The following is a 16653-nucleotide window of genomic DNA, read 5'->3' as shown; positions in this document are numbered from 1 at the left end:
GTGCCATGCTTGGCACACTCACAAAAAGATCATGCTTTGACACGAAGCATGATCTTTTTTATTTTTACCCTTGTAATTTCAAATAGAAATAGGTAAAATAAAAATACCAGATTTACCCTTATACATAACGTTTCATGAGCCCACACCGGCGGCGCCGGTGCTAAAGAGAAGGAGGTACGGATATGCGGACGATGAATGTCGATATCCAGCTGCGTACCATTCCCATTCCGCTGGCACTCCTCATCAATACGGCTAATGCATTTATGTGCGATATCTATATTGATTACGGTCTGACCAGGGTTAATGTAAAAGACTACGATGAAATGAAGATGGGACTGGTTACACAGAATCGGAATTTATTATTTAACTTCGACGGCGTAGATGAACTCGCTGCTGAAGGACGGATCGGAATGCTGTTTAGACCGTAGACGTCGGAAAGGAACCCATATGACACACCATACAAAAGAGAGTTGACCGCGGCGGATGGCCGGCGGACAACTCTCTTTTTCACGGTTCCCTTAACCAAGGAAAGCGGTTATACCAAAATACACAAGTACTATCACACCAAGAACAATTCTGTAATACCCAAAAAATTTAAAGTCATGCTGTCTGATATATCCCATTAGAAATTTAATGGCATAGACAGAAACGGCAAATGCCACTACCATTCCCAGAATCAGATAAAAAATCTGAGCCCCTGTAAAATTAAATCCGAATTTAACGATCTTTAAAAGACTTGCTCCAAACATAACCGGAATTCCGAGAAAGAACGAAAACTCTGCAGATGCCGCCCTGGAGCAGCCGAGAATCATGGCTCCCAGTATGGTGGAGCCGGAACGGGAGGTACCAGGAATTAAGGAAAGCAGCTGAAACAGACCAATATAAAGAGCTGTCTGGTAAGAAATCTCTCCCACCTTCTGAATCTCAAAGTTCCGGTACTGGTTCCGATTCTCAATCACAAGAAAGAGTACACCGTATATAATTAAAGTCGCCGCTACAACATAGCCGTTCATTAAATATTTATCCAGGATGTCGTCCACTAATATTCCAATAACAGCCGCAGGTAAACAGGCCAGTATGATCTTACTCCATAAAATGAATGTTGCCTTCTTCTGAGCTGCCTTTTTCCTTGGAGAAAATGGGTTCAGCCTGTCAAAATATAACACCACTACTGCAAGAATTGCCCCCAGCTGAATCACAACCAGAAACATGTTTTTATAACTGTCCGGCTGGTTTAAATGAATGATCTCATCTACCAGAATCATATGCCCGGTGCTGCTGATTGGCAGCCATTCTGTAAATCCTTCCACAATTCCCAGAACGATAACTTTTAATAACTCTATAATATTCATCTTATTTCCTCTGTTTTAAATATTTTCTATCTGCCAGTCTATGGGTGTGATTCCATTGGCTTCCAGATAAGCATTGGTTTTGCTGAAATGCCTGCAGCCAAAGAAACCTCTGTAAGCGGAAAGAGGACTGGGGTGAGGCGCTTCCAGTATTAAGTGTTTTGGATTTGTGAGCATTACCTTCTTATTCTGCGCCGGCCGCCCCCAAAGAAGAAAGACCATTGGACGGTCCTGTTCATTTAAGATCTTAATTGCCGCATCCGTAAAAGTTTCCCAACCGATTCCCTGATGGGAGTTGGCTGCGTGGGCTCTCACAGTCAGTACAGTGTTTAAAAGCATAATTCCCTGATCAGCCCATTTTTTCAGATAACCGTTGTTTGGAATCTCACAGCCAATATCTTCTTTCAGTTCCTGATAGATATTCACCAGAGATGGGGGAATATCCACATCGGGTTTCACGGAAAAGCACAGACCATGGGCCTGACCAACATTGTGATAAGGATCCTGCCCCAGTATTACCGCCTTAACCTTGGAAAGGGGGGTGAACTGAAACGCATTAAATACGTCATTAGGGTCCGGAAAGACTTGTGTTGTCTCATACTCTTTCTTCACCTTCTGATAAAGCTCCCTGTAATATGGCTTTTTAAACTCCCCGCTCAGGGGTTCCAGCCAGTCGTTGTCAATTGCTCCCATTTTTTCTCCTTTGCATCTCACCGGTAAAACCCGGTTTTAAATCCTTACCGGTACACCATTTTCCTGCAAGTACCGTTTTAACTCCATAATCTCCAGTTCTTTGTAATGAAATAGGGAAGCCGCCAAAGCCGCATCTGCCTTACCTTTTGTAAGAGCGCTGTGAAAATGCTCCATAGTCCCTGCACCGCCTGATGCAATAACCGGAACCGATACCGATTCAGCTATAATCCGGTTTAATTCATCATCATAACCCGCCTTCGTACCATCGCAGTCCATGCTGGTAAGCAGGATCTCTCCTGCACCCAGGCGGTCTGCCTCCATGGCCCACTCAACAGCATCAAGTCCTGTATCAATTCTTCCTCCATTCTTGAAAACATTCCAGCCGGATCCATCTGCCCGCCTTCTGGCATCGATGGCCACCACCACGCACTGGCGTCCAAACTTATCCGCTGCATCAGAAATCAGCCCTGGGGTATTAATTGCGGAAGAATTAATGGAAATCTTATCCGCGCCTTCCCGCAAAAGCATCTTAAAATCTTCTACAGTCCGTATACCGCCTCCTACTGTGAAAGGAATAAAAACCTTTTCTGCAACCCGGCGCACCATGTCAACCACTGTATTCCGGTTATCGGAGGAAGCCGTGATATCAAGAAATACCAGCTCATCAGCTCCTGCTTTATCATAGGCTGCAGCAATCTCCACCGGATCACCGGCATCCTGTAAATTGACGAAATTAACACCCTTTACCACTCTTGCGTTATGTACATCCAGACATGGGATGATTCGTTTCGTTAGCATGCGGCTCCTCCTTTAAGTCAGTTCAATAAAGTTTTTCAGTATCTTAAGACCGGTATCCCCGCTCTTTTCCGGGTGGAACTGGCAGGCATATACGTTGTCTCTTTCCACCGATGCACCAAAGGCCACCCCGTACTCACAGGAGGCCGCAACATCCGATTTACTGTCTGCTTCTAAATAATATGAATGGACAAAATAAACATATGCACCGGAATCCAGTCCTTTAAAAAGTCTTGCTCCCGGCCTGATTGTCAGGCTGTTCCAGCCCATATGGGGAACCTTAAGTCCCGGTGTGTCGGGAAATTTAACGATTTTACCAGGAAGAATGGAAAGCCCTTTGACGCCTTCGCCTTCCTCACTGCTTTCAAATAAAAGCTGCAGTCCTAAGCAGATCCCCAAAAATGGAGTTCCTTTTTCTGTGACCTGGCGGATTACCCCCGGCAGGTCATACTGGCAAAGCTTATCCATGGCATCTTTAAATGCTCCCACTCCGGGAAGAATCACTTTGTCTGCAGACAGAATGGTTTTCTTATCCCTGGTTACCACCGGTTTCTCCCCTAACGAAGCAAGGGCTTTTTCCACACTTTTTAAGTTTCCGGCATCATAGTCAATAATCGCAATCATGGCAGCCACCTCTTTTTCGCCTTTTTCCAATATTTTAACACAGTCCCTGATCCTGCACAACGCAAAACGTGACTAAATGCTTCGTATGAAGTCTACGGAATTTACAGGAATCGATTCAGCCTTTTCCCGCAGCCCTTCTGTAAGCTGTGCAAAACTTCCATGAATGCGGTACAGAAATGCCTTATTATTTACAGAAGCCGTTTTCTCAAAAGGCCACCGGATAACCGTGGGTGTCTGAAATCCCACTCCAAGTTCCAGAATCAGAAGCTTTTTATTCAGCGTACCTGCCAGCCATCTGGTATAGGCATTCCACTGGGGAAGATACCCCTCCTCAATATAATTCTCTGCCTTGATCGTATTGCCGGTCAGCGGCTCTTTGCAATGGGGGCAGATGTCATCGGCAATCTCTCCCGGCTCCCAGATGTCCTTTGTGCAGGATTTGGAACACTGCCTCCAGGTGACATTGCCGCAGGGGGCCACCATACGTTTTGTATCCAGACTGGACTTCATCAGTTCTCCGTTGGTAAGTGTGGTGACTATAAAATAGTCCTTATCCTTTATAAGTTTGCCCAGCTTTTCATAAAGGCTGTCTTCCCCATCTGCTTTCAGACCGTTCCATTCCTCTCCAATTCCGATCAGCAGCCTCTCACATTCCTTTATTTCATTTAAAATCCGCTCATTCAAAGCCATACGTTATCCACCTTCTTTTCTACTATCCTTTTCCATTATACATCAATGGAGTTTTTAAGAAAAGATGGAAATTCTCACCTTGCGGCACTCCTCTCTTCTATGCTATACTAATCTGTGCTATTTGAATAATGAAAAAGGAAGTCAGCATAACATGAATCGATTCAAAAGGCTCTCTCCCTTTTTGGGAGGCTGTGCAGCCATAGCGGTCCTGGCACTGCTGTTAGTCATCTACACTCTGACAAGACCGGTCCCCATGGCGGGAACCAAGAACATTACCGTAGACGTGGTATATGAAGACGGGGTGACGGACCACTATCAGTTAACGACAGAAGCGCAGTACTTATTAGAAGCCCTGAAAACCATACCGGATCTGACTATTGAAGGTACCACAACTGAAGAACTGGGCTTAATGGTTACTAAAGTTAACGGCAGACAGGCAGATTATAAAAAAGACGGAGCCTACTGGGCTCTATTGTGCGACGGGGAGCCCTGCAGCTACGGTGTAAGCCAGCAGGCCATTAAGGACGGGGAACGATACACCTTCCAGTACACCCCTGCAGACTCTACAGGCGGCGGATCATGATTCCTGATCGTCCCATAACCACAAAGAAGCTGGTGACTGATGCGTTTTTATGCGCGCTTTTGTTTATCAGTCAGGTGAGCTTATCCTGGCTTCCCAATGTGGAGCTGGTTTCTTTATTTTTAATTTTATACACTCTGGTATTTGGCAGACACGTATGGATGATCCTGTACGTGTTTGTTCTGTTGGAAGGATTTTTCTGGGGAATTGGCATCTGGTGGTTTTCCTACTTATATGTATGGGCTCTGATTCCAGCCGCCGTTTTTCTCCTATACAAAAAGAACTGCCCCTCATCCTTCTCGGCCGCACTGCTTTCAGGAACCTTTGGAATGCTGTTTGGTCTGTTATCCTCTCTGCCCACAATTCTGACCGGAGGCCTGGCTGCCGCCTTTGTCTGGTGGACTGCAGGAATACCATTTGACATTCTCCATGGAATGGGGAACTTCACTGTTTCACTTATTTTATTTAAACCCTTATATCAGCTGCTTACCCGGCTGAAGCGGCACCAATCATAAAGCAAAGGAGTAACGGACTATGGAAACAGCTATCGTAAGAATTAAAAAGGGGGAAGGCCGGTCGTTAAAAGCCGGTGGGATGTGGGTTTACGACAACGAAATTGATACCATTACGGGAGATTATACAAACGGAGATATCATCACTGTTAAAGATTTTGACGGCTACTGCATGGGGCACGGCTTCATAAATACCAATTCAAAAATCACAGTCCGCATGATGACCCGGAAAAAAGATGTGGAGATCAATGAGGATTTCATCGAAATGCGGGTGCGGAACGCATGGGAATACCGAAAAACTACCGTAGACACCAGCAGCTGCCGGATCATCTTCGGAGAGGCGGATTTTCTTCCGGGAATCGTAGTGGACAAGTTCTCTGACGTCCTGGTAGTGGAGTCCCTGGCACTTGGAATCGACCGTTTAAAGCCAGTGATTCTGGAAAAACTGAAATCCATTCTGGCAGAAGACGGAATCGAAATCCGTGGTATCTATGAGAGAAGCGATGCCAAGGTCCGGCTTCAGGAAGGGATGGAACGCTTCAAGGGATTCATCGGCGACCCCTTTGATACCAAGGTTGAGATTACGGAAAATGATGTTAAGTATCTGGTGGATGTAGAAGACGGCCAGAAGACAGGCTTCTTTCTGGACCAGAAATACAACCGCCTTGCCATAAAACGCTTATGCAGAGACAAACGGGTTTTGGACTGTTTCACCCATACCGGTTCTTTTGCATTAAACGCAGGTATCGCCGGAGCAAAAGAAGTGCTTGGTGTGGATGCTTCCGAGCTGGGCGTTGCCCAGGCAAGGGAGAATGCTGAGTTAAATGGTCTTACAGACCGGGTTTCCTTCCGCTGCGCCGATGTCTTTGAACTTCTCCCTGAGCTTGAAAAGGCCGGAGAAAAGTTCGATGTGGTTATACTCGACCCTCCGGCATTTACCAAATCCAGAAACTCTGTAAAAAATGCAGTAAAGGGTTATCGGGAAATCAATCTCCGGGGCTTAAAGCTTGTTAAGGATGGCGGTTATCTGGCAACCTGCTCCTGTTCTCATTTCATGACCCCTGAACTGTTTACAAAAACCATAAGGGAAGCAGCTGTAAGCGCCCACAAACGCCTGCGCCAGGTAGAGTACCGCACCCAGTCTGCAGACCACCCCATACTATGGAGCGGAGACGAGAACTCTTACTATCTGAAGTTTTATATTTTTCAGGTTTGTGATGAGAAATAAGTAAGAAAAAAGAAGAGACCGCAATCTCTTCTTTTTTCTTACCTGTAGAACTGTGAATAAACCCCGCCGGAAACCATCCCGCCCCGATAGCTTGCCAGCTCGCTGACTGTTACCAGCTGATATCCCTGCTCTGACAATATCCGGATAATCTCAGCCGCTGCAGCTCCGCTTTGGGGATAAAGTTCATGCATCAGCACGATATCCCCATCTCTCACCCGGCTCATCACTGCCTGTATGGTCTTAGCCGTATTCCGGGTCTTCCAGTCCAGAGTATCGATGCTCCACATAATCATAGGGGCATGGACATTCTGAAGAACTGTGCTGTTCTTATTTCCTCCCGGCAGCCTGACCAATGCAGGCCTTACACCGCAGACAGCCTGTATCGCATCATTGCAGCGGTTGATCTGACTTTGAATCTGCTGCGCATTTAATTTGTTTAAATACTTATGTTCATATGTATGATTTCCGATCTCATGTCCCTCTGCCGCCATGCGCTTTAACTCATCGGGATAATAGGCCGCTCTGTTTCCCACTACGAAAAAAGTTGCCTTTCCTCCGTACTGTGCCAGGCTGTCCATGATCTGATTTCCTACGGGAGCATAAGGCCCGTCGTCAAATGTCAGGGCTACCATTGGTCTTGAAGGGTCAATCACTCTTCCAGCCGGCTGTCCTCCACTATCAGTTGATTCCTGCTGCCCTGATGTCTGTTCTGCAGCCTGACTTTGCGTCTCCGCCTCCGACTGCGTCGCTTTTTCCGTCGGAGCCTCTTCCTGCTTTCCCGGCTGCGAAGAGACATTCCCGTTTTCATCCACCCATCTGGCCACTCCCGGCCCCAGGTTTTCATCTATCCAGCCGCCACGTACCTGCGCTGTTTCTTCTGCAGCTGCGGCCGTCTCATATGCCATGGACGGAAACGGAGAAGCCGGCACGAAGGCTGTAATAAGGGCAAGGGCTGTAATACCCATACCCAGTTGTAAAAATTTCTTCATGAAACATCATTCCTTTCCCTGTAGCTAACTACTACTATACAGGAAATAAGGAAAAATGGAAAGCAAAAAGCGAAAAAAGCCCTGAAGTACAAGCCTGACGCCTGTACTCCAGAGCCTTTCATTCACGTATTCCCATGGATCTTCCTTTTAAAAGGGAAGCAATTACTCCCTCCACGCTTTTTTCTTCCGCTTCCAGGGTTATTCCCTGCTCTTTGATATCTCCAAGCTGATGGGCATCAGAATTTTGTAAAATCAGGCATTTCTCAAGATAAGGATTTTGTCTGACCAGTTCAGGAAGCCGGTTCAAATGCCTCATTTCTGCGGCTGTAAAACGGCTGTCAGGAGGAACGAAACCCAGGTTTGACAGCAGGCTGTTGGCATTTTTGTCCAAATGAGCCGGAAACATGACTCCGCCAAAGGAACGGACCAGATCCCAAAGCCCGTCAAAGGATATCTCCGTGGAATTAATCAAAAGATTCTCCACCGTTCCTATGGCTTCATCTTCCTTATTACATATCAGCTGCTTTCCAAAGATTTCCATATTATTGGGAAAAGGGATCAGTCTTTTCTCCACATATGCGTCAAACTCCATAGCCTTTAAAAGAGTGGGAAAGAGGCAGACCGCATGAACCTCCTCCGACGTACACAGCTCCATTCCGGGAATTGCAAGAATCCCAAACTCCTCTGCAAAATGAAGGACTGCCGGACAGTTTTTACAGGAATTGTGATCGGTTACTGCAATTACATCAAGCCCTTTTAATGCAGCCATTCCTGCGATATTGCCGGGAGTCATATCGTCATCGCCGCATGGGGATAAGCAGGAATGAATATGGAGATCATACTCAAGCCTCTTCATGGGAAAGCCTTTTTTCAATCAGCAGAGCTGCTTCAAAAATGGGAAGTCCTGTCTTCATTACTGTAATATTATGTTCCTTTGCCTTTTGTATTGCTGCCTCATCAGGCGTCACGCCCTCTGCCAGAATCACACAGGCTGCGTCCGTCAGGGAGGCAACAGCAAGAGTATTCATGTTTCCCATAACAGTCACCCATGCACAGCCCTCAGGCGCTTTGCCCATGGCAATGCTTAGTAAATCACAGCAAAATGGTTTCGTAATGCTTCTGTCCGTTCTCTCTCCTACATGGATGATCTCAAATTCTCCGGTGTCAATCAGTTCCCTTATCGTCATTTTGATTTCTCCCCTCTTTCCTGTCAAGCTGGTTCATTTCATCAGAAATCCTTACAATATATGAAGTCATGGCTCTAAATTTACTGTAGCCGTCTCCATCTCCCTCCTCAATATCAGCTGCCAGTCTGGCAACCTCCTTTGTCAGCTTATGGACATTGTCCCTGAGAAAATAAATGCAGTCTGATTCCGCGGCTTCCCCGCGGACAATATCCTCAGCCAGTGCCTTACAGGTAGGAGCACCGCAGGAGCCGCAGTCTAACCCCGGGAATTTTTTCAGCAGCCGTTCTACCTGATTCATCCTTGCAAAGCTCTCCATCATGGTATCTCCTAAGTGAAATACCGGCTCATACTGGACCATGCTGGTCCATCTTACAAGTTCCTCCCCCTCTGATTCCATATGGCTCCTGGCCACTGGCATATATTTGCGCAGGCGCTTTAACTTTACCTCTGCGACATAGGGATTCTCGACAGTGAGAACGCCCCCCACACATCCTCCGTTGCAGGCATTTAACTCCACGAATTTTAAATTGGTGAATTTCTGGTCTTCCATATCCTCAAGAACACGGATGACATTCTCAATTCCATCCGCAGCCAAATAATCCTCTGTAAACAGACCGCTTGCTTCTCCTCCGCTTCTTCCCCAGCTGACCCCGATTTTCCCGGAAGTTCCGATCTCCGGAGGTTCTTCTCCCACCGCCTTCATGCAGGAAAGAAGCCGTGGATAGACATCCTTGATGGCCAGGACCTTATCCACTTCACTATGATCGGTTCCCAGAGGAGATCTGGCATAAGTCACCTTGGACGGACAGGGCGAAATAAATATGATTCCGATCTTTTCCCTGGGAAGTCCGGTCTTTTCCATGGCCCTTTTGACTGCAAGTATGGCAGCCACTTCAACCGGCGGATTAAGAGGCAGCAGGTTGGGTATTAAATTAGGAAACCGGGCCCGTATGAGCCGCACAACGGAAGGGCAGGCTGTGCTGATAACCGGCAGCTTATCCGGATTCTTGCTTAAATACTCTCTGGTGGCCTCACTGACCAGCTCCGCTGCTGCACTCACTTCAAAAACATCATCAAATCCCATGAGCAGCAGGGCATTGAGTACAATATTCACATCATCTAAATTATTGAACTGGCTGTACAGAGAGGGGGCAGGCAGGGCTACCGTATATTCAAACTTCTTTAAGTCATCCATGGTATCGTAAATGGCATGCTTGGCATGATGGGGGCATACACGGATGCACTCACCGCAGTCAATACAGAATTTACTGTTAATCTGTGCCTTCTTATTTCTGACTCTGATCGCCTGGGTGGGACAGCGCTTAATGCAGTTAATGCAGCCCATACAAAGATCCTCGTCCAGTCTTACAGAATGATAAAATTTATCCAATTGCTCACCCCTTTTGCAATCCATTATTTATACGGCTATAGATTTACCACCATTCGAATGGTAGTTCCTTCTCCAATTACCGTATGTATCTCCATTTCATCAGAATACTTTTTCATATTGGGCAGTCCCATACCCGCCCCGAATCCAAGTGAGCGGACCGCATCGGGAGCAGTGGAATATCCGGCCTGCATTGCAAGTTCAATATCCGGAATACCGGGACCTACATCCTCTAAAATCATCTCAATGCTCTCTGTGGTAATACGTACCGTGATCTCTCCCCCCTTTGCGTGTATTACCATATTGATCTCTCCTTCATACATGGCAATGGCAACCTTTCGCACTGCTTCCGGTGTGACGCCCATTTTTTTTAATTTGCTTTTCACATCGCTACTGGCCTCCCCTGCTCTTGTAAAATCATCCGGAGAAATGGTATAATGAAACGTAATCACATCCATCATTAAATCGCACCTCCGTGAAGTCCTGCCTCATAGAGCATTCCACAGGCAGAAAACATGCGGTGCCCGGTGGACAGAAGAATAATCCCCCTCTCGGCCGCCATCGAAAGCATGGCTTCGTCCGGCTTTTTCCCTCTTACAAACACGATGCATACGATATCCAGCATTTCAGCAGTACGGACCACCTGGGGATTGCACAGGCCTGTGAGCAGTACGGAATGATCCTTTGAATAAGCAAGAACATCACTCATCATATCAGAGCCGCACGCGCTACTCACCTCCTCAGACAGATGTTCCTCTCCAACCAGCACTTTTGCACCCAGTATTTTCCTGATATCTTCGACTGTCATACGGTCCTTTTCCTCCATTCATTCACTCTATTCGCACAATTCCAGACATTATTGATAATTATATCATAAATAGTGCCTCAGGTGTATAAAATTACCACGGAATTATCGTTATTTTTTTGTCGAATCTTGATTAAAACTATAGATTTTTTCTCAATAACATGATAAAATATCAGTTACATTGCATAAGCAACATTGAAGGAGGTTATCAAATGACTTGTAAAAAACAAGGCGTCCAGTTTAACGGGACAAAAGAGCAGGAAGCTGCTTTGAAAGAAGTGATTTCCCAGCTCAAAGATACAAAAGGATCTCTTATGCCGATCATGCAGAAGGCTCAGGAGATTTATGGCTATCTTCCAATTGAAGTTCAGACCATAATTTCTGATGAAGCGGGTATTCCCCTTGAGAAGATTTATGGAGTTGCCACTTTTTATTCCCAGTTTGCGCTTCAGCCTAAGGGCAAATATCAGGTGTCTGTCTGTCTTGGAACCGCATGCTATGTAAAAGGTTCCGGAGACATTTTCCATAAAATCGAAGAAATACTTGGTATCACCAACGGAGAATGCACTCCTGACGGAAAGTTTTCCCTGGATTCCTGCCGCTGTGTAGGTGCCTGCGGTCTGGCCCCTGTCATGATGGTGAACGGAGAAGTTTACGGAAGACTGACAGTCGATGATGTTCCAGGTATTTTAGCCAAATACGAATAATTCCATACGCTTATGATGACAGAGATTTCATTAAATATTTTGGATGTGGCAGAGAACTCCACACGGGCAGGCGCCAGCCTCGTTACCATTCTTGTATCTGTAAATACCTTAACAGATGAACTGACCGTCGAACTTTCAGATAACGGATGCGGAATGACAAAAGAACAGCTGGAACATGTAACAGACCCGTTTTTTACCACCCGCCGGACCAGAAAAGTAGGTCTTGGCATTCCGTTTTTCAAATATGCAGCGGAATCCACGGGAGGGAGCTTCTCCATTGAATCGGAACTGGGAACCGGTACGAAGACAACAGCTGTTTTCGGGCTCTCCCACATAGACCGAATGCCCTTAGGTGATATAAACTGTACGATTCAGACACTGATCACCTGCCATCCGGATACAGATTTTCTCTATATCTATCGTTATAACGAAGCGTCCTTTGAGCTGGATACACGTCTCTTTCGGGATATTCTCGGTGAGATTGGCTTTGACTCGCCGGAGGTAGCCGCTTACATAAAGGATTATTTATTTGAAAACAAATTGGAGACTGATGGAGGCGCGGTCATCTAGACCCGTCAGAATTGGAGGATAAACATGAAGACTCTTGAAGAATTAAAAGCAATTCGTGAGAAGATGCAGAGTCAGGTCAGCATGCGCGGAGAAGATCACGCCCGTACCCGTATTTTAGTAGGTATGGCAACATGCGGAATTGCAAGCGGAGCAAGACCTGTTCTTAATAAATTGTCAGATCTGGTTCAGGAGAACCATATGACAGACCGTTTTTCTGTTACCCAGACAGGCTGTATCGGTTTATGCCAGTACGAGCCTATTGTAGAAGTTTTAGAACCGGGAAAAGAAAAAGTAACCTACATTAAGATGACAGCGGAGAAGGCAGAAGAAGTTTATAAAGAGCATCTTCTGGGCGGACACGTTGTTCAAAACTACACATTATCATCTGCTGATATCAAATAAGGAGGAATCAGGATGTATCGTTCACATGTATTGGTTTGCGGCGGCACCGGATGTACTTCCTCCGGAAGCCAGCAGATTATGGTTAAATTAAGAGATGAATTAGGAAAGCAGGGTCTTTCTGAAGAAGTATCCGTAGTACAGACTGGATGCCATGGTCTTTGTGCTCTGGGTCCTATTATGATTATTTACCCGGATGCTACTTTTTATGCAATGGTTAAAGAAGAAGATATTCCGGAGATTGTCAGTGAACACTTATTAAAGGGACGTCCGGTTGAACGCCTTCTTTATGACGAGACCGTAACTCCTTCAGGAATCAAAGCCTTAAGTGATACGGATTTCTACAAAAAACAGCACAGAATCGCTTTAAGAAACTGCGGTGTTATTAATCCGGAGGAAATCGAAGAATACATAGGTACCGGCGGATATCAGGCACTTGGCAAGGTTCTTACCGAGATGACTCCTGATGAAGTGATCCAGGTTCTTTTAGACAGCGGATTAAGAGGACGCGGCGGCGCAGGCTTCCCTACAGGAATGAAGTGGAAACTGGCAAAGCAGAATGATGCAGACCAGAAATATGTTTGCTGTAATGCAGACGAAGGTGACCCAGGCGCATTCATGGACCGTTCCGTATTAGAGGGAGATCCTCATGCATTGCTGGAAGCCATGACGATCGCAGGTTATGCCATCGGCGCATCCCAGGGCTATATCTATGTTCGTGCTGAGTACCCAATTGCCGTTGACCGTCTTAAAATTGCCATTGCACAGGCAAGGGAGATGGAACTTTTAGGCGATGATATCTTTGGAACAGGATTTTCCTTTAACATTGATCTCCGTCTGGGAGCTGGTGCATTCGTATGCGGCGAGGAAACTGCACTGATGGTATCCATTGAAGGAAACCGCGGCGAACCAAGACCAAGACCTCCGTTCCCTGCCCAGAAAGGTTTGTTCGGCAAACCAACCATCTTAAACAATGTTGAAACTTATGCAAATATCCCACAGATTATCTTAAACGGTCCGGAATGGTTTGCTTCCATGGGTACCGAGAAGTCCAAGGGAACAAAAGTATTCGCTTTAGGCGGCAAGATTCACAACACCGGTCTGGTAGAAGTTCCTATGGGTACCACTCTGCGTGAAATCATCGAGGAGATCGGCGGCGGCATTCCAAACGGAAAGAAATTTAAAGCTGCCCAGACCGGCGGACCTTCCGGCGGATGTATTCCTACCGAGCACTATGATATCCCCATCGATTACGACAACCTTCTTGCTATTGGCTCCATGATGGGCTCCGGCGGTTTGATCGTAATGGATGAGACCGACTGTATGGTCGATATCGCTAAATTCTTCTTAGAGTTTACAGTTGAGGAATCCTGCGGTAAATGTACCCCATGCCGTATCGGTACCAAGCGTATGCTTGAAATACTTGACAAAATCACAAAGGGACAGGCAAAACCGGAAGATTTAGACCGTCTGGAAGAACTGTGCTATTACGTTAAGGCCAACTCCGCCTGCGGACTTGGACAGACAGCACCAAACCCGGTACTTTCTACCTTAAAGTACTTCCGTGACGAATACAATGCCCATATTTATGACAAGAAATGTCCTGCCGGTGTATGTAAGGCTCTTCTTTCCTACTACATCGATGCAGACAAGTGCAAGGGCTGTACGCTTTGTGCCAGAAACTGTCCGGCTAACGCCATTACCGGCTCTGTTAAGAATTTACATGTCATTGATCCTGAGAAATGTATCAAGTGCGGCGTTTGTATGGAGAAATGTAAATTCGGCGCTGTCTATAAAAAATAATGGAGGGAGATTGTATCATGGAGAATATCACTATAAAAATCAATGGCATGGACGTAAGCGCTCCGGCAGGCTCCACCATTCTGGAAGCTGCCAGACTTGCCCATGTTGAGATACCGACTTTATGCTTTTTAAAAGATACCAATGAAATCGCAGCATGCCGGATCTGTACCGTTGAGATCAACGGAGGCAGACTTGCCGCTTCCTGCGTATACCCGATTAATCCGGGTCTGGAAGTTAAGACCAACACTCCAAGCCTTCGGGAATACAGAAAGAAAACACTTCAGCTGATTCTTTCCAACCATGACCGTTCCTGTTTATCCTGTGTACGCAGCGGTAATTGCGAACTGCAGACCTTATGTAAGGAACTGGGTGTGGATGCAGATAACTACTATGACGGTGACAAGACTCCTTCCATTCTGGATGAGAGCGCTACCCACATGGTCAGAGATAACAGCAAATGTATCCTCTGCCGCCGGTGTACCGCAGTCTGTGAGAAAGTACAGGGAATTGGCGTTATCGGACCAAATGAGCGTGGATTTGCTACATTTATCGGTTCTGCCTTTGATATGGGCCTTGGAGAAACCAGCTGCGTTTCCTGCGGACAGTGTATTGCTGTCTGCCCGACAGGAGCCCTTTACGAAAAATCCAGTATTGACGAAGTAACTGCTGCCATTGCAGATCCCACAAAGCATGTCATCGTTCAGACCGCACCTTCTGTACGTGCTGCTCTCGGAGAAGAATTTGATTATCCGATCGGAACCAATGTAGAAGGCAAGATGGCTGCTGCTCTCAGAAGACTGGGCTTTGATAAAGTATTTGATACCAACTTCAGTGCTGATTTAACCATTATGGAAGAAGCTCACGAGTTCATTCACCGTGTACAGCACGGAGGTGTGCTTCCTCTGATTACCTCCTGCTCTCCTGGCTGGGTTAAATACTGCGAGCACTACTTCCCGGATATGACAGAGAATTTATCTTCCTGTAAATCCCCGCAGCAGATGTTTGGTGCCATTGCAAAATCCTACTATGCAGAAAAGATGGGCATAAAGCCGGAAGACATTGTATCTGTCAGCATTATGCCATGTACTGCAAAGAAATTTGAAATCGGCAGAGAGGATCAGGATGCCAACGGTGTTGCTGATGTGGATTATGCTTTAACAACCAGAGAATTAGCCAGAATGATCAAGCAGGCTGGTATCCGTTTCACAAATCTTCCTGACGAAGAATTTGATGCACCTCTCGGAATCTATTCCGGTGCGGGCGTTATCTTCGGTGCTACCGGCGGTGTTATGGAGGCAGCTCTTCGTACTGCAGTGGAAACCTTAACAGGCGAAGAACTTAAGAAGCTGGACTTCACTGATGTCCGGGGTACAGAAGGCATCAAGGAAGCTACCTATCATGTAGGCGATATGGATGTGAAAGTTGCCGTTGCTTCCGGTCTTGGCAATGCAAGAGACCTGTTAAACAAGGTTAAATCCGGTGAAGCGGATTACCACTTCATCGAAATCATGGGTTGTCCGGGCGGCTGTGTAAACGGCGGCGGTCAGCCACAGCAGCCGGGATATGTGCGCAACACCACAGATATCCGCACTCTGCGTGCAAAAGTTCTCTACGATACCGATGCAGCTGCATCCATCCGTAAATCTCATGAGAACCCTGCGATCAAGGAACTTTATGATACATTCCTTGGCGCTCCTGGAAGCGAGAAGGCACATCACCTTCTTCACACCAGCTATGTAAAAAGATCCATTAATGAAAATTAATTTTTTAAACTCCTTCTGTCTGATCAGAAGGAGTTTTTTTGGCATAAAAAGGAAATGAAATGAAAAATGCATGGAACGTCATAAATTCTCCATACTATGACTGGAGGTGATGAGACATGAGCCCAAAAGAATTAAATTATATTGAAGATGCTCTTGGACATGAAAATTTTTTAAAAACCCAGTGCCAGGATGCTGCACAGAATTTACAGGATCCTGAATTAAAAGCCTGTGTACAGCAGCTGCAGCAAAAACACCAGCAAATTTTTGATAACTTTTATAACTTAGTGTAAGGAGGAAGCACGATGGACGATAAGTGTATTATGGAAAACTTACTCAACACCACAAAGGGCGCCTGTGATCTGTACCTGCACGGAACCCTTGAATCCCCTACCATGAATGTACACCAGGCATTTGACAATGCGTTAAATGACTGTCTGTGCATGGAGAGCGATATCTATAAAAAGATGTCCGCCAAGGGATGGTATACCACAGAACAGGCTGAACAGCAAAAAATCTCCAAGGTTAAGAATCAGTTTGCAGGCATGTAAAAGAAATTTGTCCTAAAAAAAGCG

At 46.1% G+C, this 16653-nt stretch carries 22 protein-coding genes; 11 read left to right on the top strand and 11 right to left on the bottom strand.

What is annotated here, in order from left to right; translation table 11 throughout:
• The first annotated feature begins 182 nt into the window (after positions 1 to 182).
• Positions 183 to 428: an HPr family phosphocarrier protein gene (locus DS742_RS05085; RefSeq protein WP_117415932.1), complete on the top strand. Its 246-nt coding sequence runs from the start codon at positions 183 to 185 to the stop codon at positions 426 to 428.
• A 90-nt stretch (positions 429 to 518) separates the two neighbouring features.
• Here DS742_RS05085 and DS742_RS05080 read toward each other — a convergent pair whose 3' ends face one another.
• From DS742_RS05080 to DS742_RS05060, 5 genes are all read right to left on the bottom strand, one after another.
• The gene (locus DS742_RS05080) at positions 519 to 1352 is read right to left on the bottom strand and encodes an undecaprenyl-diphosphate phosphatase (protein ID WP_117415931.1); all 834 of its coding nucleotides are present in this window, start codon (positions 1350 to 1352) and stop codon (positions 519 to 521) included.
• A 15-nt stretch (positions 1353 to 1367) separates the two neighbouring features.
• Positions 1368 to 2042 (bottom strand): uracil-DNA glycosylase, encoded by a 675-nt coding sequence (gene ung / locus DS742_RS05075; protein WP_117415930.1) that lies wholly within the window; start codon positions 2040 to 2042, stop codon positions 1368 to 1370.
• A 36-nt stretch (positions 2043 to 2078) separates the two neighbouring features.
• Complete coding sequence (gene hisF / locus DS742_RS05070; protein WP_117415929.1) at positions 2079 to 2840, bottom strand: imidazole glycerol phosphate synthase subunit HisF; 762 nt, start codon at positions 2838 to 2840, stop codon at positions 2079 to 2081.
• Positions 2841 to 2852: 12 nt separating this feature from the next.
• Positions 2853 to 3461 (bottom strand): imidazole glycerol phosphate synthase subunit HisH, encoded by a 609-nt coding sequence (gene hisH, locus DS742_RS05065; RefSeq protein WP_117415928.1) that lies wholly within the window; start codon positions 3459 to 3461, stop codon positions 2853 to 2855.
• 72 nt (positions 3462 to 3533) lie between these two features.
• Positions 3534 to 4151 (bottom strand): hypothetical protein, encoded by a 618-nt coding sequence (locus DS742_RS05060; protein ID WP_117415927.1) that lies wholly within the window; start codon positions 4149 to 4151, stop codon positions 3534 to 3536.
• A 151-nt stretch (positions 4152 to 4302) separates the two neighbouring features.
• Here DS742_RS05060 and DS742_RS05055 point away from each other — a divergent pair, with 151 nt between their 5' ends.
• Genes DS742_RS05055 through DS742_RS05045 form a run of 3 tightly spaced genes read left to right on the top strand, consistent with a single transcriptional unit; the run spans position 4303 to position 6471 of the window.
• Positions 4303 to 4734: a DUF4430 domain-containing protein gene (locus DS742_RS05055; protein ID WP_117415926.1), complete on the top strand. Its 432-nt coding sequence runs from the start codon at positions 4303 to 4305 to the stop codon at positions 4732 to 4734.
• Entirely contained in the window at positions 4731 to 5246 is a 516-nt protein-coding gene (locus tag DS742_RS05050; protein ID WP_242996395.1) for a hypothetical protein, read from the top strand. The genes DS742_RS05055 and DS742_RS05050 overlap by 4 nt, the downstream gene beginning before the upstream one ends.
• A gap of 19 nt (positions 5247 to 5265) precedes the next feature.
• On the top strand, positions 5266 to 6471 hold the full coding sequence (locus DS742_RS05045; protein ID WP_117415925.1) for a class I SAM-dependent rRNA methyltransferase: 1206 nt from the start codon (positions 5266 to 5268) through the stop codon (positions 6469 to 6471).
• Between the two features lie 38 nt (positions 6472 to 6509).
• Here DS742_RS05045 and DS742_RS05040 read toward each other — a convergent pair whose 3' ends face one another.
• From DS742_RS05040 to DS742_RS05015, 6 genes are all read right to left on the bottom strand, one after another.
• On the bottom strand, positions 6510 to 7460 hold the full coding sequence (locus DS742_RS05040) for a polysaccharide deacetylase family protein (RefSeq protein ID WP_117415924.1): 951 nt from the start codon (positions 7458 to 7460) through the stop codon (positions 6510 to 6512).
• Positions 7461 to 7578: 118 nt separating this feature from the next.
• Positions 7579 to 8316 carry a PHP domain-containing protein gene (locus DS742_RS05035; protein ID WP_117415923.1) on the bottom strand — a complete coding sequence of 246 codons (738 nt, stop codon included), beginning with the start codon at positions 8314 to 8316 and terminating at the stop codon, positions 7579 to 7581.
• Positions 8303 to 8647 carry a hypothetical protein gene (locus tag DS742_RS05030; RefSeq protein ID WP_117415922.1) on the bottom strand — a complete coding sequence of 115 codons (345 nt, stop codon included), beginning with the start codon at positions 8645 to 8647 and terminating at the stop codon, positions 8303 to 8305. Before DS742_RS05030 ends, DS742_RS05035 begins: the two co-directional genes overlap by 14 nt.
• Positions 8625 to 10037 carry a [Fe-Fe] hydrogenase large subunit C-terminal domain-containing protein gene (locus DS742_RS05025; protein WP_117415921.1) on the bottom strand — a complete coding sequence of 471 codons (1413 nt, stop codon included), beginning with the start codon at positions 10035 to 10037 and terminating at the stop codon, positions 8625 to 8627. The genes DS742_RS05030 and DS742_RS05025 overlap by 23 nt, the downstream gene beginning before the upstream one ends.
• 35 nt (positions 10038 to 10072) lie before the next feature.
• Positions 10073 to 10495, bottom strand: coding sequence for an ATP-binding protein (locus tag DS742_RS05020; RefSeq protein ID WP_117415920.1), 423 nt, complete (start codon positions 10493 to 10495; stop codon positions 10073 to 10075).
• Positions 10495 to 10842, bottom strand: coding sequence for a DRTGG domain-containing protein (locus DS742_RS05015; protein ID WP_117415933.1), 348 nt, complete (start codon positions 10840 to 10842; stop codon positions 10495 to 10497). The genes DS742_RS05020 and DS742_RS05015 overlap by 1 nt, the downstream gene beginning before the upstream one ends.
• Positions 10843 to 11051: 209 nt before the next feature.
• Here DS742_RS05015 and DS742_RS05010 point away from each other — a divergent pair, with 209 nt between their 5' ends.
• From DS742_RS05010 to DS742_RS04985, 7 genes are all read left to right on the top strand, one after another.
• Positions 11052 to 11546, top strand: a complete 495-nt coding sequence (locus tag DS742_RS05010; protein WP_117415919.1) for an NADH-quinone oxidoreductase subunit NuoE family protein — start codon at positions 11052 to 11054, stop codon at positions 11544 to 11546.
• A gap of 12 nt (positions 11547 to 11558) precedes the next feature.
• Positions 11559 to 12116 carry a sensor histidine kinase gene (locus DS742_RS05005; RefSeq protein ID WP_117415918.1) on the top strand — a complete coding sequence of 186 codons (558 nt, stop codon included), beginning with the start codon at positions 11559 to 11561 and terminating at the stop codon, positions 12114 to 12116.
• A 24-nt stretch (positions 12117 to 12140) separates the two neighbouring features.
• Positions 12141 to 12518 carry a (2Fe-2S) ferredoxin domain-containing protein gene (locus DS742_RS05000; protein ID WP_117415917.1) on the top strand — a complete coding sequence of 126 codons (378 nt, stop codon included), beginning with the start codon at positions 12141 to 12143 and terminating at the stop codon, positions 12516 to 12518.
• 12 nt (positions 12519 to 12530) lie between these two features.
• On the top strand, positions 12531 to 14318 hold the full coding sequence (nuoF, locus tag DS742_RS04995) for an NADH-quinone oxidoreductase subunit NuoF (RefSeq protein WP_117415916.1): 1788 nt from the start codon (positions 12531 to 12533) through the stop codon (positions 14316 to 14318).
• A 17-nt stretch (positions 14319 to 14335) separates the two neighbouring features.
• On the top strand, positions 14336 to 16081 hold the full coding sequence (locus DS742_RS04990; protein ID WP_117415915.1) for an NADH-dependent [FeFe] hydrogenase, group A6: 1746 nt from the start codon (positions 14336 to 14338) through the stop codon (positions 16079 to 16081).
• A 116-nt stretch (positions 16082 to 16197) separates the two neighbouring features.
• Positions 16198 to 16371 carry a hypothetical protein gene (locus tag DS742_RS28725; RefSeq protein WP_170313367.1) on the top strand — a complete coding sequence of 58 codons (174 nt, stop codon included), beginning with the start codon at positions 16198 to 16200 and terminating at the stop codon, positions 16369 to 16371.
• Between the two features lie 12 nt (positions 16372 to 16383).
• Positions 16384 to 16629, top strand: a complete 246-nt coding sequence (locus DS742_RS04985) for a spore coat protein (RefSeq protein WP_117415914.1) — start codon at positions 16384 to 16386, stop codon at positions 16627 to 16629.
• The last annotated feature ends 24 nt before the right edge of the window (positions 16630 to 16653 follow it).

The sequence above is a fragment of the Lacrimispora amygdalina genome (genome assembly GCF_003432035.1).
Taxonomy (GTDB): Bacteria; Bacillota; Clostridia; order Lachnospirales; family Lachnospiraceae; genus Lacrimispora; species Lacrimispora amygdalina.
This window is presented reverse-complemented; position numbering and strand designations above follow the sequence as displayed.

Excerpts from the sequence above, each read along its gene's own strand:
- DS742_RS05085 (WP_117415932.1), top strand. The coding sequence starts at position 183 with ATGCGGACGATGAATGTCGATATCCAGCTGCGTACCATTCCCATTCCG.
- DS742_RS05080 (WP_117415931.1), bottom strand. The coding sequence starts at position 1,352 with ATGAATATTATAGAGTTATTAAAAGTTATCGTTCTGGGAATTGTGGAA.
- ung (WP_117415930.1), bottom strand. The coding sequence starts at position 2,042 with ATGGGAGCAATTGACAACGACTGGCTGGAACCCCTGAGCGGGGAGTTT.
- hisF (WP_117415929.1), bottom strand. The coding sequence starts at position 2,840 with ATGCTAACGAAACGAATCATCCCATGTCTGGATGTACATAACGCAAGA.
- hisH (WP_117415928.1), bottom strand. The coding sequence starts at position 3,461 with ATGATTGCGATTATTGACTATGATGCCGGAAACTTAAAAAGTGTGGAA.
- DS742_RS05060 (WP_117415927.1), bottom strand. The coding sequence starts at position 4,151 with ATGGCTTTGAATGAGCGGATTTTAAATGAAATAAAGGAATGTGAGAGG.
- DS742_RS05055 (WP_117415926.1), top strand. The coding sequence starts at position 4,303 with ATGAATCGATTCAAAAGGCTCTCTCCCTTTTTGGGAGGCTGTGCAGCC.
- DS742_RS05050 (WP_242996395.1), top strand. The coding sequence starts at position 4,731 with ATGATTCCTGATCGTCCCATAACCACAAAGAAGCTGGTGACTGATGCG.
- DS742_RS05045 (WP_117415925.1), top strand. The coding sequence starts at position 5,266 with ATGGAAACAGCTATCGTAAGAATTAAAAAGGGGGAAGGCCGGTCGTTA.
- DS742_RS05040 (WP_117415924.1), bottom strand. The coding sequence starts at position 7,460 with ATGAAGAAATTTTTACAACTGGGTATGGGTATTACAGCCCTTGCCCTT.
- DS742_RS05035 (WP_117415923.1), bottom strand. The coding sequence starts at position 8,316 with ATGAAGAGGCTTGAGTATGATCTCCATATTCATTCCTGCTTATCCCCA.
- DS742_RS05030 (WP_117415922.1), bottom strand. The coding sequence starts at position 8,647 with ATGACGATAAGGGAACTGATTGACACCGGAGAATTTGAGATCATCCAT.
- DS742_RS05020 (WP_117415920.1), bottom strand. The coding sequence starts at position 10,495 with ATGATGGATGTGATTACGTTTCATTATACCATTTCTCCGGATGATTTT.
- DS742_RS05015 (WP_117415933.1), bottom strand. The coding sequence starts at position 10,842 with ATGACAGTCGAAGATATCAGGAAAATACTGGGTGCAAAAGTGCTGGTT.
- DS742_RS05010 (WP_117415919.1), top strand. The coding sequence starts at position 11,052 with ATGACTTGTAAAAAACAAGGCGTCCAGTTTAACGGGACAAAAGAGCAG.
- DS742_RS05005 (WP_117415918.1), top strand. The coding sequence starts at position 11,559 with ATGATGACAGAGATTTCATTAAATATTTTGGATGTGGCAGAGAACTCC.
- DS742_RS05000 (WP_117415917.1), top strand. The coding sequence starts at position 12,141 with ATGAAGACTCTTGAAGAATTAAAAGCAATTCGTGAGAAGATGCAGAGT.
- nuoF (WP_117415916.1), top strand. The coding sequence starts at position 12,531 with ATGTATCGTTCACATGTATTGGTTTGCGGCGGCACCGGATGTACTTCC.
- DS742_RS04990 (WP_117415915.1), top strand. The coding sequence starts at position 14,336 with ATGGAGAATATCACTATAAAAATCAATGGCATGGACGTAAGCGCTCCG.
- DS742_RS28725 (WP_170313367.1), top strand. The coding sequence starts at position 16,198 with ATGAGCCCAAAAGAATTAAATTATATTGAAGATGCTCTTGGACATGAA.
- DS742_RS04985 (WP_117415914.1), top strand. The coding sequence starts at position 16,384 with ATGGACGATAAGTGTATTATGGAAAACTTACTCAACACCACAAAGGGC.